Source organism: Pontibacter aydingkolensis (assembly GCF_019443125.1).
Taxonomy (GTDB): Bacteria; Bacteroidota; Bacteroidia; order Cytophagales; family Hymenobacteraceae; genus Pontibacter; species Pontibacter aydingkolensis.
In genome coordinates this window covers 387308-405844 of the sequence record NZ_JAHYXK010000003.1, presented here as the reverse complement: position 1 = coordinate 405844, position 18537 = coordinate 387308, and the positions used below count along the sequence as shown (strand labels likewise).

Here is an 18537-nt window from a genome sequence, read left to right as displayed (position 1 = left end):
AACAGAGAAGTTAAGCCCGGACGCGCCGATGGTACTGGGGTCACACCCGGGAGAGTAGGTGGCCGCCAACCCCAACACCGGGGCAGCATCCCATAAGGACGCTGCCCCGGTTTTTTTTTGACCCGTAACAAAGAAGAAGTAGCCTTAAGCCAATACTAACTGCTGAAAAATGTTGTGTTCTTCGGGTTACCTAGTGCTCTTCAAGCCAGCTGTATTCTGATCGGTCACAACTTCTTTGGACTGCTCTTTTAATGTACCTGTAACTGCTCCAGGTGGAGGATCAGCGTGGCCGTGTCGCCGGCCCTGCGGTACATGGGAAAATTGGTGAATGAGCTGGTTCCCCTAGCTGATTTGTACGTTGTAGGCCTGCTTCAACTTCCCGTTCTTTATGTGGTCCTCCTTCATTATCATAAGGGTAGCGTTCTTGTCAGTTTTGCTGTTATTGTCACCAAGCTTCTCTAACTCCTCCTCGTACTTTTGCCGCGGCAGATGCTCTGTTTCTCTACCTGCTTACGGGCTTTTTGTGTCCAGCTCCTTGACCCGCTGGTTGAGCTGCCTGATCTCCTAGTTGAGCCGCTGGGCGTCTATTTCTTTCCGGCGTCCCTCCGTGATGCGGCCCCCGATGCTCTGGGGAAACATGTCTACCGATGGCCTGGCTGTTCCTTTAAATCAACATTGCGCCTTCTCATTACTGCTAAAATAGCAAAAGGCTAATAAACAAAAAAGGGGCTACCCTTTTGGACAACCCCCCTCTTGATTTTAGTTATAGTGGTAATTAACTATACTTTCCGGCAACAGCAATATGAAGATCATTCTCCTGCAAATACTGTTGAGCAAGAGCATGAATTTCTGGTGCTGTGATCGTTCTTATTGTTGTGATATAATTATTGTAAAAGTTTTGTGGCAAATCATAAAGTACAATTCTTTTATATCTGTCGCATTGCTCAAAAATTGTTGTAATATCATTTAGAAACTTGCCCAGCATGTAGTTCTTAACTGTAGCTAACTCATCCTCCGGGACTTCTTTGTTTCTTAGCAGAGCTAGTTCTTTTTTAATCTCATTAATGGTGTCTTCCGTTACTGAGCTTTTAACATCTGTTCCAATAAAGAACAAGGTATCGTGCTCTTTGGGAGATATAGCGGAATATATACCATAGGTATAGCCTTTATCCTCCCTGATGTTCTTCATCAACCTAGATCCGAAATATCCTCCTAATAGCTCGTTCATCACTAATAGCTTGTGATAATCTTCACTATTCATTAAAGGGAATTGTTTTCCTAGTCTTATAGAAGATTGCAGGCTCTCTGGCATTTCTACTAGCTCCGTTTTAGCCTGTGACGCTAATGGAACATATAGAGATTCTCTATTTGCTTTATCTGCCTGCTCCAGTTTAAGTTTACTTATACTTTCTGTTAGATGCTGATGCAGTAAAGTATCTATGGCCCCACAAGCAAATACTTCCAGCTCCTGTGTCAGGAAATTCTGTTGATAGAATTCTTTAGTTTTTAAGAGATCAATTTTGTCTAAACCCTGCTCATCATAGCCGAAAATATAAGGATGTTCTGCACCGTATATCTGTTTCGTAAAAGCATGCGTAGCAAGATAACTGTTCTTCTGCCTTTGTACTTTAAGGTTTTGCTGAGACCGTTGCTTTAGGAGGTTAAATTCATTCTCAGGGAACGATGGGTTCTCCAACACATCTAGTACAATAGGAAGTAACTCCTCTACATATTTCGACAAGCAATAAAGCGTTATCTCTGTTCTGTCGTACCCATGGTTTACATCCAATGATGCACCAAAGAACGCTACTTTCTCAGCGATCTGTTTAGCAGTTAAATTAATTGTACTTTCCAGTAGCATCTTAGAACTCAAGTCTGATACTCCATTCTCTTGTTCGTACCATTTACCGGCTTTAAAAACAAAATCCAGCCTGATTACAGGCTGGGTTTCGCTTATGATACTATGTAATTTTGCTCCGTTATCTAAATGTGTTACTTCCGCAATCTGCAGAGTCACTGCATCTATTTCGTGTATTTCAGGAGCTTTTGTTCTATCAAGCATTCTTCTTTTTAATTCTGTTATTCTAAGTTCAACGCAATGCTGAAGCGAAGGGTTTGTGCCAACGGGTTGTTTTGATCGTTAGGTATAAGATAAGCAGCATCTATACCGAATTTCTGGTAACGCAGGCCCAGACCAAGCGAGAAGTATTTTCTGCCGCCTTTCTCAGGGTGCTCATAAAAATAACCTACTCTGGCAGCAAATAACTCATTGTACCAGTATTCAACACCTGTTGACAGATTAACTTCCTGCAACTCTTCACTAAAGCCGCCCTCCGCATCACCAAATGAAGTGAAAATTCCGCTCAGTACAGTTTGTGTGCTGTCCGCTCCTGGTGAAGGTACCAGCAATTTGTTTGCATCTAGCAGTAAGGTTAGCTTATTATAAGCATCCAGGTTATAGGTAACTGCTGTACCTAGTTTCAGGTTAGTAGGAAGGAAGTCTTTCTCATCTTTAGTAGTATAAGATATTTTACCACCGATGTTTGAGATGTTTGCACCTAAACCTAGATTAATTTTCTGGCCCAAGTCTTTGTTATAGTATACGCCTACGTCTACAGCTGCAGTATTGCCTGGTTCAGATTCAAAGGATTGAGTAGAGCCGCCAACGTTTACATTACCAGCCAAGTTTGAATGAATAAAGCGTGCTCCGATACCAAGGCTAAAGTTTTCGCTTAGAGCCTGGCCATACGCTACAGATATAGTATATTCTTTAGGATTGTAATCCTGGATCGGATTGCGCTGCTCGTCTATAAACTGTATCTCTCCCAGATCAAAGTATAAAAGTGAGAAGGATAAGGCAGACGTTTCATTTAGCTTTTTGTAACCTGAAAGATAACTAAGCGACATATCGTCTACTATATTGCGAAGCCATGGTGAGTACGAAAAGCTTACAGCCAGATCATTCTGCACAAAACCTAGTTTTGCAGGGTTCCAGAATGGTGCGTTGGCATCCGGACTGATTGCCACACCGGCATCTCCGAGTGCGGCAGATCGTGCATCAGGTGCAACTGTTAAGATAGGAACTGCAGTTGTTACTGCATTGCTACCAACCGTAGACTGTGCGAAAGCAAAAGGAGCCGAAGCAAACGCTAATACGAATGCAAAAGCTTTTATTAAAGTACTTCTTTTATACATAGGTTGTTTGTTGATAACGCTATATCAAATATAGAAATATTGAGTTACTATTTAGTTTAAAATTACAAGCTTTTCAAATTTAGATGTTTTTGAGCCATCTTGCTGCGATCTTACATTCACTTTATAAATATAAACGCCTTTACCCAGTATATCATTGTATTCATCTTTTCCATCCCATGATAATTCTGAGAAATGTGACTTACTCGCATGGCTTGTGGTTTCAAGAGTCTTTATTAATTTTCCTGATATGGTAAATATCTGAATTTGTATATCCAGGTTTTCGCCGGCTCTGTTGTGGTCAAAATGAAAAGTTGTTTTTGTAGAGAACGGGTTAGGATGATTCAGCACATGCTCTAACGCAATTTTGCTATCATTAGATACAACAAACTCTATATATTCTTCTGCTGCATTATTATGCGTGTCCCAGGCTTTGATTCTAAGCGAATGCGGGCCGGGCTCTAAATCCTTGAAAGAATACTTTATACGGCCTGACTGATAGCTGTCTGGCTCCGAAGTATAATAATCGTTTAGCAAGATCAGGTTGTCACGCTTCTCATCCAGCACTGCTGTTATCTCGTGTCCTATGCCAAGCCCAGCTGTATTTATACCACTTTCATCAAAGATCTTTGCCAATAGCACTGCGTCCTTACCTGTAGTACCACCAAACACAAATGATTCATCGTTCATGTACAGCTGCAGGGTAGGAGCGGTATTGTCTGCCTGTACGTTTTTAGTGGTGCCACCTATAATAATAGACTGATTTGCTCCCAAGGCATCTTGTACATTATTACTGGCGTAAAGCGAAATCTTTCCCTGACCATAGTTGTAAGCAATATCTTTGGGTACAATAAAGCTAAGTTCATATAGTCCATTCTTTACAGTAGCCTTGCCATCGTAGAGCACGTTTTCCCGCACATTGATAGATACAGGTGGCGAACCATCATCACCGAATGTTCTGAGAGTAATTGGCTTTTCGTACACAGTTACCTGTACCTCTCCGGTAAAATCGGAAGCTATACTTCCGGCATTTGTTGACACCCGCCCTTTCAAGTTGATTTTGCCAAGGGCGCTAAGTGTATCGGCAGCAACAGACTTGTTGTTAATATGAGTTATTTCAGTATTTAAGGCAGTAGAAGCTAGTTGTTGCGAAGGGTCTGCCAGCAAAGAAAAGTTTCTGTTGTTCACCCCTTTCGATCCGCTTACATTATCTGTAATACTATTGTTTTTGGTGCTTAGTACAAGATCGCCTAAACGGGTTTTTGCGCCTGGGGCGGGTGTGAAAAAGCTTTTGAAAAAATTGCGGTTAAGCACGCGGTTACCGTTAGAGTATACAGGGCGAGTAGTTGTAATCAGACCTACTGCTCCGCCGTCAGGGTGCAGCAGTGCCGTCTCTGCTCCAGATACGCCAGTAGGGTCATCGTAGCGGCCAAACTCGCAGGTAGCTGTAAGTATAAAGGTTAACCTGTCTTTATTCTTCCAGTTATTTATTTTGGGTATAGTAACAATTTGCTCCGACGCCAGGCTTACTTCGTTGCCGTGGCCTGTGTAATTTGTTATTAGAGAGCCTTGTTCAATAGCTTTATTTAAGGCGGCTACGGCATCGGGAACGCTTTGACCGTTAGCTTCAAATACCTGTCGGTAAAGGTCCAGGTAAATTTTATTCGGGTTATAGTTGATGGCGTTTTGCTGCAGGAAGTTGGCCAGGAACTCCGCATCGTTCTGGTGTTCGTTGTAATCACCATCGTCTGCGAGTAAGGTTACCCTGCTGCGCCACTTGCCAAAGTGAGTCGGGCTATCGTAGTTGATGATTTTGTTAACCATTGTGGCTGCTTCTGCAGCTGTTTTTGCAGGTAACCTTCCTATGCCTATGTCCAGCAAATGATCTCCCAACGTAGATTCGATCCATTCTCCCTCTTCATCATCCAGAAAACCGAAATAATCCTCTGACGAGTAACTGGAGATAGGGTGTAGCGATTGCCTTGACTCATAGATAGGCACAAAATTAGTGTTGTTGCTTAGTCGGTTTTTATAGTCATAAGAAGCATCGCCCAGTAGCAGCAGGTACATGTGGTCGTGGCCACTTTTGTTGCTGCGCTTATAAAGCATACGCATAAAATCACGTATAGCTGTTACGTCCTGCGCTCCTGAAGAGAACTCATTAAATACCTGTGTGGTAGTTGTTACCAGCACCTGCATGCCGCTATGTTTTCTACGGTGTTCTGCCAGCCTGTTTGCCTCCTGCAGGAATCTAGGATTGGTGATGATCACAAAATCCAGATCACCGTTCTGGTTCTGGGCATGAAGGTTCTGATTGTTTACCTTGCCTGCTGCAATTGGTTTGTTGCTGATGCTGCTTTGCAGTACTACAAACTCACGAAGTATGGCGGTAGAGGTGCTGAAACTAAGATCGGTGCCGGCATCTACCTGCTGCATTACAGGAGCAAACGGAACTGTAACATCCCATACCATGGCGCCGGACGAAGTACCTCCGATCCGGAATATACTTACTGGCGCAGCCATACTTGCCACCGATCTGAAACTAGTTTGCTCGCCCTTAAGTTTTAGTTGCCGCTCATAATTTAGCTGCAGATAATTAAGATAACCCAACGAGGTAGAGCTGCCTCCTGTGCTAAAAGTAAGGTTTGTTTCAAGGGCTGCGGGTGCTCCAAGTGCCTGTTGGTTTAAGGTATAGGTTCTTATACTATTGGTACCGTTGGGGTGATAGCTGTATGTACCACGTGAAGGTATAGCTTGGCTGCCAAGTGTCTGATTGTTTACTTTGATGGTAAAAGAGGTCTCTGTTGGGGAGTTAGCCATCAAAAAGGCCGTTAGCTTTAGGTCAGAGCCAGGTACAATGTCTGATATAGGCAGGCTGATAGTATGCGACGGAACAAAAGAACTGAACTCTTCTCCATACCATTCTCTGCCCGAGAAGACCATGTTTTTAAGGTCGCGCTCATGAAAGTGGCGCTCATTATAACTGGTAATTGTTTGAGATGCTCCTGATGCCTGTGTCCTGGTAGTGATGCGCTTGCCCTGTGTTGAACCTACTCTCAGAAAATAAAAAGCAGTATCGGAGTATACGTTAAAGTTGTGTTTGAACTGTTTCTGTGCTTCGTCATACTCCCAGGTGTGCGGGCCCTGGGCATAGAACAGTACGTGGTCATTCTCATCAAAGCGGCCATCAGCTTCGCCTATAGCCATAACGTGGTTTTCTATAAGGTCGTCAGGGCGGCTGATGTTGTTTGGCTGTGGCAGCATACCACCTCCGTTGCCAAAAAGCTGTATCGTTCTGGGGTCAAGGCTCTGTGTGCTGATACCTAGTGTTTGCAGCAAGCTTCTGTCTATTTTGTATACTCCTGATGCCGTTACGGCTAGTTTATACCAGTTGCCGCTGCTTAGCACGGAATTGCTGGCAAAGCTTGCAGTACTGGTGCGGGCATTAGCTGCCTTTGCCTGTGCCTGATTATACTTGTAGCTAAAGGAGATAAGCTTCTCTAACTGATTGCTTTGCGGATTCCTGCGGATGGGCAATATTGTTACCACAGCAACAGGTGTTTTATTTTCGATGCCGTTAACGAAATGTACTACTGGAGAATAATCAAATTTATACTTGCCGAACAATTTCTGGTCTTCTGCAGAGAATGGTTGATAAGTTGCCTCCGTAAGAGCTAGATTCTCTATATCCTGGGGTAACCGGAAACGGTAGTAGGGAAGTCGCTCTGTAGGGTCTACTGTGGCTCCCTCGAATGCAGGAACTTTGTCAGGAAGGTTATCGACAGGAAGCACAGTTTCGTAACCTTGCCAGTTTATACTTATACTTTGCTGGGCGTTGGTACGAAAGGTAAGTAAACCTAAAAGAAGTAACGTGCTTACAAAAACGAGTCGAAAGTGCCCCATTAGTTAACCGTAATTTTATTAAAGAAGCGTGCTTTAGTTTGTGAGCAATGCCAAGCCTCTGCTAAGTAACAAATATACGTGTAAAATATTGTATTCCAGAAGGGTTTTGCTCTGGAAGTTTAACGCTTCTTAATCTGTCTGGTGCAAGTCAGGCAACCTTGTATTAACGTGTGAGTCATGCAATTTCAAACACAACATGACATTAATCCCGCAAATGTATTTTACGAGTGCGAAGTTTTTTTGATAATAGACAAAACGATGTACAACACTATAATAAGTGGTATAGCAGTAAACTTAAGAAGAGCCACTAAGATAACCGACAGAATCAGGAAAATAAACCGCACAGAGTTATCCTGCCAGTTAAGGTTTTTGAATTTTAATGCAAACAGCGGAAGTTCAGCCACTAACAGGTAAGATAGCAGCATGGTAAGTATGACCAGCACCCATGGGTTAAGTATAACGGCATAATGAGCTAGATCACCGTGCTCCAATACAAGCGGCAGCGATGCCACAAAAATAGTACAGGCAGGTGTGGGCAAACCAATGAAAGAGGTTGTCTGGCGGGTGTCTATATTAAACTTGGCCAGGCGCAGCGCTGAGAAGATCGTGATCAGAAACCCAAAGAAAGCTACAGTTTCTATCGGGAAACCCAGAAAGGTGTCGGCAGTGCGTTGTATTAGTATGAACATAATGGTACCGGGCACTACACCAAAGGAAACCATATCGGCCAGGGAGTCAAGTTGTTTGCCAATTTCGGAATAGGCGCCCAGCACACGGGCAACCATGCCATCCAGAAAATCGAGCACAGAGGCAATGCCTACTAAGTATGCAGTATAAACCAGCTGACCTTTAAAGGCAAAGTATAAAGCCAGGCAGCCGGCAAATAAATTGAGGCATGTAATGGCGTTAGGTATATGTTTTTTCATGCAAGAAGGCGGCAGCTTAATTACCGCAGAAAAGGGTTATACTTTTTCTCGTATCCGATGGTGGTTTCGGGGCCGTGGCCCGGGTAAACCGTAACTTCGTCGGGTAAGGTAAAAAGCTTTGTTTTTATACTTTGGATCAGTGTATCAAAGTCGCCGCCAGGTAAATCTGTCCGGCCTATACTTCCTTGAAAAAGCACATCGCCACCTATCACAGTTTTGTCCGGTTTATTGTAGAACACCACATGGCCAGGCGCGTGGCCCGGTGCGAAAATAACTTCCAACTCAGTGTTTCCAAATTTAATGGTATCGCCTTCTTTCAGGTATTTTCCAGGCAGTTGCTCGGCATACTGCGGGAAACCATAGTTTGATGCATAGGTTGGCACAGCACGCAATACCTGCTCGTCTTCAGGGTGTATCTCCAGTTCCACATTATAGGTGTCGGCTACAAACTTATTGCCAAGCACGTGGTCTATATGGCAGTGCGTATTTAGCAGGCGCACTACGTTCAGGTTGTTATCCGAAATATACTTTTTCAGTTCTTCCTGTTCGTGTTTGTCTGAGCAACCCGGGTCAACTACCACGCACTCTTTGGTGTCGTCGTGCAGTAGGTAAGTGTTTTCCTGGAACGGGTTAAAGGTAAGGCAGGTAATTTTCATTGGGTATACTTTTTGTTTTCTGTCCCACAAAATCGGCATCTAAGTTACGAATTTCACCTGTACATCTTGTAACTTGCCTCTATGAATTACGATTTTATAGTTGTTGGACATGGCCTGGCAGGTGCCTTTTTAAGTTTTACTTTACGCAAAAGAGGCTACCATGTGCTTGTGATTGATGAACCCAGACTAAATACTGCTTCAAAGGTAGCGGCTGGCCTGGTAAACCCGGTAGCTGGGAAACGGTTTGCAAAATCATGGATGGCAGATGCCTTTATACCTGCTGCAAATGCATTGTACAGCGAACTGGAGCAGCGTTACGGACAGCAGCTATACATTCGCAAGCCTATCTACAAAATATTCTCTACCATTGAAGAGCAAAACACCTGGATGGCAAAAAGCTCCTCGGAAGGCTGGCAGGGGTATATTGCAGGCACCTACACCCAAAGTATAAATCAGCCAGGTATAAAAGATTCGTTGGGTGGTATCATGATCAACAAAGGGGGCTATCTTAAAGTAGAGGATACGCTGAGGTTGTTGACAAATGAGTTACTGCAGCAGAACCAACTATTACCGGAGCGCTTCGAGATAGAAAGCCTAAACTTAACAGCGCAGGGCGTAAGGTATAAAAACATAGAAGCGAAGCACCTGATCTTTTGCGAGGGGTATCAGGCTGTGAACAATCCATACTTTAAATGGTTGCCTTTACAGCCAACCAAAGGAGAGGTGCTGGATGTGCAAACAGATAATTTTGAGCCCGAATGCATCTATAATAAAGCCGTTTACGTTGTTCCCATTGGAAGAGGGAAGTTTAAAATTGGTGCAACTTACGATTGGCGCCATCCCGACGAAGTACCTACGGAGGCGGGTAAAGAAGAACTTTCAGAGCGCTTTAGCCAGATTACCTCACAGCACTTTCAGGTAGTTAACCACAGGGCAGGTATCAGGCCGGCTGTACGCGACAGACATCCATTGGCAGGGCAGCACCCCCAGCATAAGCAGCTTAGTGTGTTTAACGGCATGGGGTCCAAAGGCGTAATGATGGCTCCTTTATTGGCTGAAAATCTTGCAGATGCTTTGGAAGGCAAAACTGACCTGCTCCCGGAGATACACATTTCGCGTTATTTTTCGTTATATTACGACTACATAAAACACCAGAACCATCAACCCTAAGCGCATGCGTTTATATACAAGGTTATTGTTGCTCTTTTTGCTGAGCTCGTTAACGGTAAACACTCTACAGGCACAACCTGGACGGGACGTTTTCGGGAAGAGCCGCATTCAATATAAAAACTTTGACTGGCAGCTGTACAGCACCCAGAATTTCAACATCTACTTTTACAGCGGAGGTAAACAGGCAGCCATTAACGCAGCTGAGTACGCCGAAAAAGAGTTGAAGCGCATTACCAGCCTGATTGGGTATTACCCATATTCCAAGATCACGCTTATACTTTACAACTCTACCACAGATCTGCGCCAAAGCAACATAGGCCTGGACCAGGATCAGTACCAGACAGGAGGCGAAACCCTGTTTATGAAGAACAAGATAGAGCTGGCATTTGAAGGCACCCAAACTGAGTTTAAACGTGACCTGAGCTTTACGCTTACCGAATTGCTCCTGAACGACATGATGTATGGCGGCAGCCTGAAAGAAGCTTTGCAGAGCAGTTACCTGCTGCGCCTGCCAGATTGGTTTATCAGCGGTGTGGCGGCTTATACTGCCGAGGGCTGGAGTATAGAGATGGATAACTTTATGCGCGATATGCAGCAGGAGGCCAAACAAAACCCGCAACTGTTCTTTACCCGTGATGCAGAACTTACCGGGCAGTCTATCTGGAACTACATTGCCGAGCGTTATGGCTATACTGCCATCCAGAACATACTTAACCTTACCCGCATTACCCGCGATGTAGAAATTGGCATTACCAGCAGCCTGAACTTACCTTACAAACGCTTTCTACAAGACTGGAACAACTACTATGTTCAGATAAATACCAGTTCAGAAAACCAGTTGGTTCCTGTGCCTGCTGCTACGAGGCTGTTCAGTAAAAATAAGCAGGGGCACAGATACTCTGAACCTACGCTTAACCCGGCCGGTACCCACCTGGCGTATGCCGAGATGGATAATGGCAACTTTAAGATAATTGTGCAGGAAGTGCGTACCAGGAAAGACAAGGTGGTATGGCGAGGCGGTTACAAAACCATGGACCAGATGGTAGACTACGAACTGCCGGTGCTGGCATGGCGCTCTAACAACCAACTGGGTTTTATTGAGGCGCGCCGAGGCAAAATGACGCTGCGCCAGGTAGATGCCCGCGACCGTTATACCTTATTACCTCTCTACGAAAACCTGACCACGCCTGCCGTTACCCTGGACCAGTTTACACAGGTATACAATATGAGCTATTCTGAAGACGGCCAAAGTATAGTTGTAAGTGCATCAAAGGATGGGCAGACAGATATTTTCCTGCTCAATGCCAACGGGCGTTTACAGAAACAGCTAACCAAGGATATTTATGATGACATACATCCGGTGTTTTTGCGTGGAGGTCAGGGAGTCGCGTTTAGCTCTAACCGCTGGGTAGATACTACCGGTACTGCGCCTGATGCTACGTTTGGCAGCGTTGTTAATAATTACGATATCTTTTTACTGGACCAGCAAGGAGTAAACCTAAGGCAGCTTACCAGTTCTGTTGCCAGTGAGTTAAGACCTCGCGCCACCGACGACGGCAACCTTGTTTACCTGAGCGAAGCAAGTGGAATAAGAAGTATATACCGATATGATATTAGCACAGGCACCAGTAAGCCGCTTACAAACTTTATACAGGGTATAGATGATTACGACTATAACGCCAGTAATAACACATTAGCCTTTGTGGCAAAAGACCGCTCCCGTGATTTTGTGTACCTGTTGCCAGATTTTGCTCCTACTTCGCTGCAGGAGTTGCCCAAAACATCACGACAGATTATACTGGAGACCAGAGTCAGGGTGCCACAGCAGTCAGCGGCAACACGCAAGTTGCTGGAGAGCGAATCCAAAAAGAAAGTCCCAGCCAGAACAAACGGCGAAATCAACATTGACAATTACCAGTTTAGTGCAGACGAAAAACAGGCAGCGAAAACCGATAGTGCCAAAGTAAATACTGCGCCTGTAAAGCGTGCTACAACAGCAACTGCAAACCAGCAAATCGCCGGCCCGCTGGATTATGACGTTCGTTTCAGCGTACACGAAATAATTACCTCCGTTTATGCAGACCCACAGTTAGGTTTCGGTATTGTAGCCGGCGTAAATATGAGCGACCTGTTCGAGAACCACCACATCAGAGGGAGTGCTTTTATCCGGACAGACTTGGAGACAAGCCGTATTTGGGCCGAGTACATGAACCTGAAGAACCGTGTAGACCTGGGCATGCAATTCCGCCGTGATATTATACTTACCGAAGTGCCCGAAACAGGTGCAAGGCTCCGCTTCTCTAAAAATGAGTTTTCGCCTACGTTGGTGTACCCACTTAGCCACAGTACCAGCTTAAGGGCGCAGCCAAAGTTTGTAAACACCAGGTTTACTTTTGTAAATAGCTTTGCCACACCAGATAGCATCACCAACTTTGGGGGCGCCAATGTAGAACTGGTGTATGATAACTCTGTGTCTACAGGGGTTAATATGCGTGAGGGCTCCCGAATGAAAGTGGGTATACTTTCACTCAGAGGATTTGATGAGTCATCAGTAAACTTCAGTAAATTTTACGTTGACTTACGCCACTACCAAAAGCTGCACCGCCAAATTATACTTGCCACCCGTATTGGCTATGGGTCATTTTTTGGCAACTCTCCGAAGCGCTTCCTGATAGGTGGTATGGATAACTGGCTGCTAGCCGATGATGACGAAGAATCTGAACAGAATGATATCCTGATACAGTCGCCTGCCGATTTGTTTTACCTGGAGTATGCCACACCATTAAGAGGATTTAGCTTTAACACTCGTAACGGCACCAAATACCTGATGGCTAATGCGGAACTACGGGTTCCGATCGTGCAATATTTGTATAATGGACCTATACCTTCCGGGTTTTTTCGCAACCTGCAGCTTACAGCCTTTGCTGATGCCGGCTCGGCCTACAACGGATCAAACCCTTTTACAGGCAATAACTCTATTAACACGCGTGTGATAGGCGGCAGAACAAGTCCTACTGAAGTAGACCCATTTGAAATAACTGTAATTAACTACCGTAACCCATTCTTGCTAGGCTATGGCTTTGGTGCCCGCACCACACTGCTGGGAGTGTACGGTAAGCTTGATGTAGCCTGGGGCGAAGAAGACTATGAACGCAAAGGGCCTAAGTTTTACATAACACTGGGCTACGATTTCTAACATCACCTCATGAATAGAAAGACAAAGCGCTTTGGTATAGGCGCTATACTTCTGCTAACATTAGGGGCAGCCTGGATACACATGGCTGATAAGAATTACCTGTACAAGGCGGTGGTATACAACTTTGCCGATATAGATGACCGCGACATATTCGATCAGCGTGAAATAGACGCCCCTCGCAGATCTCAGCCCTGGCCCCTGGCCAAATCCTATAATAAAGTGAGTTTGCCGGACGAACTGGTGCAGTTACACCTGGATATTAATTCTGTTGCTTTTCTGGTTATCCAAAACGACTCTATACTGTACGAGCAGTATTGGGATGGTTATTCGGAGGAGTCGCTGAGTAACTCTTTCTCGATGGCTAAAAGTATAGTAAGCATTCTGGTGGGGACAGCGATAAAGGATGGGCACATAAGAAGTGTAGAGCAGCCGGTGGCGGATTTTCTGCCTGAGTTCAGGGAAGGAAATAAAGCCAAGATTCGGATTAAACATTTACTCTGGATGAGTTCCGGCTTGAACTGGGACGAATCGTACAGTAGTCCGCTTTCTGTTACTACTGAGGCCTATTACGGCACCGACCTGAGAAAAGTAATTAAGAGGCTAAAGGCCGTTGAGACTCCAGGCAGAGAGTTTAGTTATAAAAGTGGCGATACGCAGGTGCTGGGTCTTGTGTTGGAGGCTGCTACCGGTAAAAGTCTGAGTAAACTGGCAGAGGAGAAGCTATGGAAGCCATTAGGAGCCGAAGAAGATGCAGAATGGAGCTTAGACAAACGTAATGGAATAGAAAAAGCGTATTGCTGCTTTTACTCCAATGCCCGCGACTTTGCCCGTATTGGCCAGCTTTACCTGAACAACGGCATCTGGAAAGGCGATACCATTGTGCCGCCTGCCTATGTGCAAGCGTCGATTACGCCTAATGGTCTGATAGATGCGAATGATAAGGAAAAGGTTGATTTTTACGGTTACCAGTGGTGGCTGCTGCCGGATTACAAAGGCCAGCGTATCTTCTATGCACGTGGTATACTTGGCCAGTACATTATTGTAATTCCGGAGAAGAACATTGTTATGGTGCGATTAGGTAAAGAGCGGGCAGAACGTGTAGGCAAGCATCCCGGCGAAGTGCTGACTATGATCGATGCCGTTAATAAAATGATTCCTTAAAGCTGGCTTGCCGGATGGAATACCTGTTAATCTGTATTACCTCATTTATAGCATCCGGTTTAACTTTTTTCTCAGGTTTTGGCTTAGGTACCTTGCTAGTGCCGGTTTTTGCCTTATTCTTCCCCATCGATATTGCCATTGCGCTTACTGCTGTGGTTCACTTCCTGAACAATCTTTTTAAACTGACCTTAATAGGCAGGCACGCTCAGTTACCAGTGGTCCTGAAATTTGGCCTGCCCTCAATGGTGGCCGCTTTTGCAGGAGCAGGTTTGCTGGTGCTTATCTCGGAGTGACAGCCGCTGGCAAGTTATACTTTGGAAGAAAAGACATTTTACATCACTTCTGTTAAACTTGTACAGCCCTGTTAATGGTGTGCTTTGCCTTGTTTGATCTGCTCCCACGCCTCTTTAAACTATCCTTCGACCCAAAGTGCCTGCCCCTAGGTGGCTTGCTAAATGGATTCTTTGGAGGACTTACAGGCAACCAGGGAGCATTACACAGTGCTTTTCTGATAAAACCTGGGCTAAGTAAAGAGGCTTTTATAGCCACCGGAGTGGTTATAGCCTGTCTGATTGATGTAACCAGTGTATATGACAAACTGATTTTTGGCGCGCATCAAAGTATAAACTATACGTTGCTGGCTGCAGCCCCTGCTTCGGCTTTTGCGGTAGCACTACTGGGGAACAGGCTATTAAAGAAAGTAACCATAGAGGCGCTGCAAACGATCGTGGGAATAATGCTTATACTTGTAGCGCTTGGCCTGGCTACCGGATTGATCTAAAGGGCTTATACCTTAAAAGTATAAGGATGAATCATAGCTTTAGTGTTATGTGCAGCGCAAAATTGAATAATTATCCCTAATTTGCCAGGGTATCATTTTAAAAAAGAGATTATGTTGCAGTCCATGACAGGCTTCGGGAGTGCCCGCCTTGATTCCGATCAATACACGATTTCAGTTGAGATCAGGTCTTTAAACTCAAAAGGTATGGACCTAAGTGTGCGCACACCGCGCTACCTGAACGAGAAAGAATACGAAATCCGGAACATGCTGACTAAGGCCTTGATCAGAGGCAAGGTATCTGTATCCGTAGACTATTCTAAAAACAAATCGCAGAAAGCTAAGAATAACATTAACCGCGAATTACTGCAGGTTTATTATAATGAGTTAAGCCAGGCAGCTGATGCAGTAGGTGCCTCTAAGCAAGACCTGTTTCGGCTGGCATTGCACATGCCGGAAGTGCTGCAGCAGGAACAAGACGAGGAAGCCGGCGATGCAGATTGGAGTGTGGTACAGCCCTTGCTGGAAGAGGCAATCGCAAACATTAACGCTTTTCGTGCCGATGAGGGCAAAGCCCTGACGGCAGAAATCATGACTTATATAGACAAGATTCGTATTCTGCTGGCCGAGATTGAAAAGCACGACCCTGTGCGCATGGAAAATATCCGCAATAGGGTAAAAGGGCACCTAACGGAGATATCGAACTCAGAGATTTTTGACAAGAACCGCTTTGAGCAGGAGATGGTATACTTTATGGAAAAGCTGGATATCGCCGAAGAAAAGGTGAGGCTGATAAACCACCTGCACTACTTTACAGAGACGGTATACTTGCCAGAGCCAACAGGTAAAAAACTTGGCTTTATATCACAGGAAATAGGCCGTGAGATCAATACCATCGGTTCCAAAGCCAACGACTCTACTATACAGCATTATGTGGTGGAGATGAAAGAAGAACTGGAGAAGATTAAAGAGCAGATCAACAACATACTTTAAGCAGCAAGTATATCTTAAAAGCCGGCCCCTGTAACAAAATAAGTTGCAGGGGCCGGCTTTTTTATAGGTTATATTATGTAAAACGCTGTAAATGAGTGTGTTTGAAACTGTGTTGCAAAAATAAGAAAGTTACCTTTTGCTGGTTTTATGATAGGTTTTCAATAGATTTTCCTTGAAAAAACCATTCTCAGCACAATGTGTGGTAGTTACAGGCTATGTTACCTTTGGTTGCAGTTATTCCTGTTTTTATTGAATGTTATCTCATAGTTTTGGATTACTAAGCATCTGCCCTTATATACCTCTACGGTTATAAGAAGCTATAAAATGCCCTTGTAAAGCTTCTCTTCCACCCTTATTATATGATATCGGCTTAATTAGCTGGTTAATGCTTGTATATAATAAAGCATTAACCAGTTGCTGTGGTATGTTTACACATTTGTTTTTACGCTTATTAACCTATATGTCTAACTTTTAATTTTTAATGTTTATGAAAGTAACCCGTTTACTTGCAATGGCCGCCCTGGCGGTTACAATCGGATTTTCTTCTTGCCAGCAGGAAGAGGAGATTACAAACAAAGCAGAAGTATCTGAGCAAACTCTTAGCCAGATAACTGCTATGGGCTTCAACAACCAGAATGTGCAGAAGGTTGAGGGAGGCTATATAGTTGAAGGTGACATTTTCTTAGGAGAAAAAGATCTGACAACTGCATATGATCAGAAAGCTGTACGTGTTGGTGAGTCTGAGCAGTACCGTACTAACAATTTAGTTAATGTTGGCAGCACTAGCCGTACTATCCGTGTGGCAATTACTACTAGCTTGCCATCTTCTTATGTAACGGCCTTGGACGAAGCTATACGTCGTTTTAATGCTGAGAACTTAAGAATTAAATTCCAGCGTGTATCTTCTAACTATGAGATTCTTTTCTCGAAAGCTCCATCTGGCTCAAGTTACCTGGCTTCTGCTGGTTTCCCGTCAAATGGTAATCCTTATAATAGCGTAAAGGTTAACTCTGACTACCTAGGCACTAACCCTGGTACTAACTACCTTGCTACTATCCTGGCACACGAGGCTGGTCACTGCATCGGTTTCCGTCACACGGATTACATGGACAGAAGCTACTCATGCGGTGGCTCTTACTACAACGAAGGAGCCAGCACAGTAGGTGCAGTACATATACCAGGCACGCCAACAGGGGCGGATCCAAACTCATGGATGCTTGCTTGTATTGGTACAGGTGTTAACCGCCCGTTCAACTCTAACGACAGAACTGCGCTTAACTACATATACTAGTAGTCTAGCTTTACTCAGTAATAAGGGGCTTAGTAGTATCACTACTAAGCCCCTTATTTTTATAGCCGCAGTTGTTAATAAAATATTCAGCTCAATGCAGTTCATGAAATCTTGATCATAAGTAGAACTGATTTTGTGTAACAAATAAACATTAAGTTGCATTTGCTCCTCTATTGCATGTGCAATTTAGGTTCAATTACAGTGCTATATTTATTAGAAAAATTATAAAAACTTAACCTCTATATTTGAAATTTGCAATTTAGCTATTTTGTTGCTGCTATAGCTTAAAATAATTGATTTTTAGCTTGTGTTATCTAACTTGTATTACTATATTTATTTTATGTCTAACTTAAAATTTTTACAAAACATGTTTGCAAAACGTTTACTATTGTGTGCAGCCATCTTGGCTACTTTCGGTTTTTCTTCTTGCCAGCAGGATGAAGAAATCTCTAACAAAGAAGAAGCTTCTCAGGAAGTATTAACCCAGATCAAAGCCCTAGGCTTTAGTAACCAGAATGTGATGAAGGTTGAGGGTGGTTATATTGTTGAGGGGGATATCTTTTTAACTGATGGCGACCTTACCTCAGCGCATAACACAAAGGCATTACGCGTAGGTGAGTCTGAGCAGTACCGCACGACTAACCTGGTAAATGCAGGAACCGGACGTGAGATAACTATATCTATGGATGCATCATTACCAGCATCTTATGTGCCAGCTCTTGATGAGGCTATTGCCCGTTTTAACGCTGAGAACCTGACGATCACCATGCGTCGTGTGTCTTCTAACGCTAGCATTGCTATTGTAGCAGCTCCTAAATCTGCTCAGTACCTTGCTTCAGCTGGTTTCCCTACTGCAGCTGGCGATCCACACAACCTGATCAAGGTAGCAACCAGATACATCGGTAACAACCCTAATCAGGCGTGGTTCGCAACTATCCTGGCACATGAAGTTGGCCATTGCATCGGTTTCCGTCACACGGACTACATGGACAGAAGCTACTCTTGCGGCGGCTCTTACACCAACGAAGGTGCCTCCACAGTAGGTGCTATCCACATCCCAGGCACGCCGACAATGCAGGATCCGAACTCCTGGATGCTTGCTTGCATCGGATCTGGCCAGAACCGTCCGTTCAACGCGAACGACAAAACTGCGCTTAGCTACCTGTACTAGGTTTATTATAGAATAGGACTAAAAAAAAAGGCTCCTGCAGTAATGCAGGAGCCTTTTTTTTTAAGTCTGAGGTATACTTGTATAATTATTTAAGGAACAT

13 protein-coding genes are annotated in these 18537 nt (G+C 44.3%); 8 read left to right on the top strand and 5 right to left on the bottom strand.

The features are described 5' to 3' along the window. Positions 1 to 775 precede the first annotated feature (775 nt). From K0O23_RS06205 to K0O23_RS06185, 5 genes are all read right to left on the bottom strand, one after another. Positions 776 to 2062 carry a M16 family metallopeptidase gene (locus K0O23_RS06205; RefSeq protein WP_219876513.1) on the bottom strand — a complete coding sequence of 429 codons (1287 nt, stop codon included), beginning with the start codon at positions 2060 to 2062 and terminating at the stop codon, positions 776 to 778. Positions 2063 to 2079: 17 nt separating this feature from the next. Further along, entirely contained in the window at positions 2080 to 3195 is a 1116-nt protein-coding gene (gene porV, locus K0O23_RS06200) for a type IX secretion system outer membrane channel protein PorV (RefSeq protein WP_219876512.1), read from the bottom strand. Positions 3196 to 3246: 51 nt separating this feature from the next. Then, positions 3247 to 7095, bottom strand: coding sequence for a type IX secretion system sortase PorU (porU, locus tag K0O23_RS06195; RefSeq protein ID WP_219876511.1), 3849 nt, complete (start codon positions 7093 to 7095; stop codon positions 3247 to 3249). Between the two features lie 221 nt (positions 7096 to 7316). Beyond that, positions 7317 to 8021: a CDP-diacylglycerol--serine O-phosphatidyltransferase gene (pssA, locus tag K0O23_RS06190; protein WP_219876510.1), complete on the bottom strand. Its 705-nt coding sequence runs from the start codon at positions 8019 to 8021 to the stop codon at positions 7317 to 7319. A 20-nt stretch (positions 8022 to 8041) separates the two neighbouring features. Next, positions 8042 to 8677 (bottom strand): MBL fold metallo-hydrolase, encoded by a 636-nt coding sequence (locus K0O23_RS06185; protein WP_219876509.1) that lies wholly within the window; start codon positions 8675 to 8677, stop codon positions 8042 to 8044. 81 nt (positions 8678 to 8758) lie between these two features. Here K0O23_RS06185 and K0O23_RS06180 point away from each other — a divergent pair, with 81 nt between their 5' ends. The 8 genes from K0O23_RS06180 (at position 8759) to K0O23_RS06150 (ending at position 18437) form a co-directional block, all read left to right on the top strand. Beyond that, on the top strand, positions 8759 to 9847 hold the full coding sequence (locus K0O23_RS06180; RefSeq protein ID WP_219876508.1) for an NAD(P)/FAD-dependent oxidoreductase: 1089 nt from the start codon (positions 8759 to 8761) through the stop codon (positions 9845 to 9847). 4 nt (positions 9848 to 9851) lie between these two features. Next, on the top strand, positions 9852 to 13043 hold the full coding sequence (locus tag K0O23_RS06175; RefSeq protein ID WP_219876507.1) for a hypothetical protein: 3192 nt from the start codon (positions 9852 to 9854) through the stop codon (positions 13041 to 13043). A gap of 9 nt (positions 13044 to 13052) precedes the next feature. After that, positions 13053 to 14204, top strand: coding sequence for a serine hydrolase domain-containing protein (locus K0O23_RS06170; RefSeq protein WP_219876506.1), 1152 nt, complete (start codon positions 13053 to 13055; stop codon positions 14202 to 14204). Positions 14205 to 14218: 14 nt separating this feature from the next. Continuing rightward, the gene (locus K0O23_RS20120) at positions 14219 to 14497 is read left to right on the top strand and encodes a TSUP family transporter (protein WP_246596954.1); all 279 of its coding nucleotides are present in this window, start codon (positions 14219 to 14221) and stop codon (positions 14495 to 14497) included. An 89-nt stretch (positions 14498 to 14586) separates the two neighbouring features. Continuing rightward, on the top strand, positions 14587 to 14985 hold the full coding sequence (locus tag K0O23_RS20115; protein WP_246596953.1) for a TSUP family transporter: 399 nt from the start codon (positions 14587 to 14589) through the stop codon (positions 14983 to 14985). Positions 14986 to 15096: 111 nt separating this feature from the next. Beyond that, positions 15097 to 15975, top strand: a complete 879-nt coding sequence (locus tag K0O23_RS06160; protein ID WP_219876505.1) for a YicC/YloC family endoribonuclease — start codon at positions 15097 to 15099, stop codon at positions 15973 to 15975. Positions 15976 to 16462: 487 nt separating this feature from the next. Continuing rightward, entirely contained in the window at positions 16463 to 17266 is an 804-nt protein-coding gene (locus K0O23_RS06155) for a M57 family metalloprotease (RefSeq protein ID WP_219876504.1), read from the top strand. 367 nt (positions 17267 to 17633) lie between these two features. Then, positions 17634 to 18437 (top strand): M57 family metalloprotease, encoded by an 804-nt coding sequence (locus tag K0O23_RS06150; RefSeq protein ID WP_219876503.1) that lies wholly within the window; start codon positions 17634 to 17636, stop codon positions 18435 to 18437. Positions 18438 to 18537: the final 100 nt, after the last annotated feature.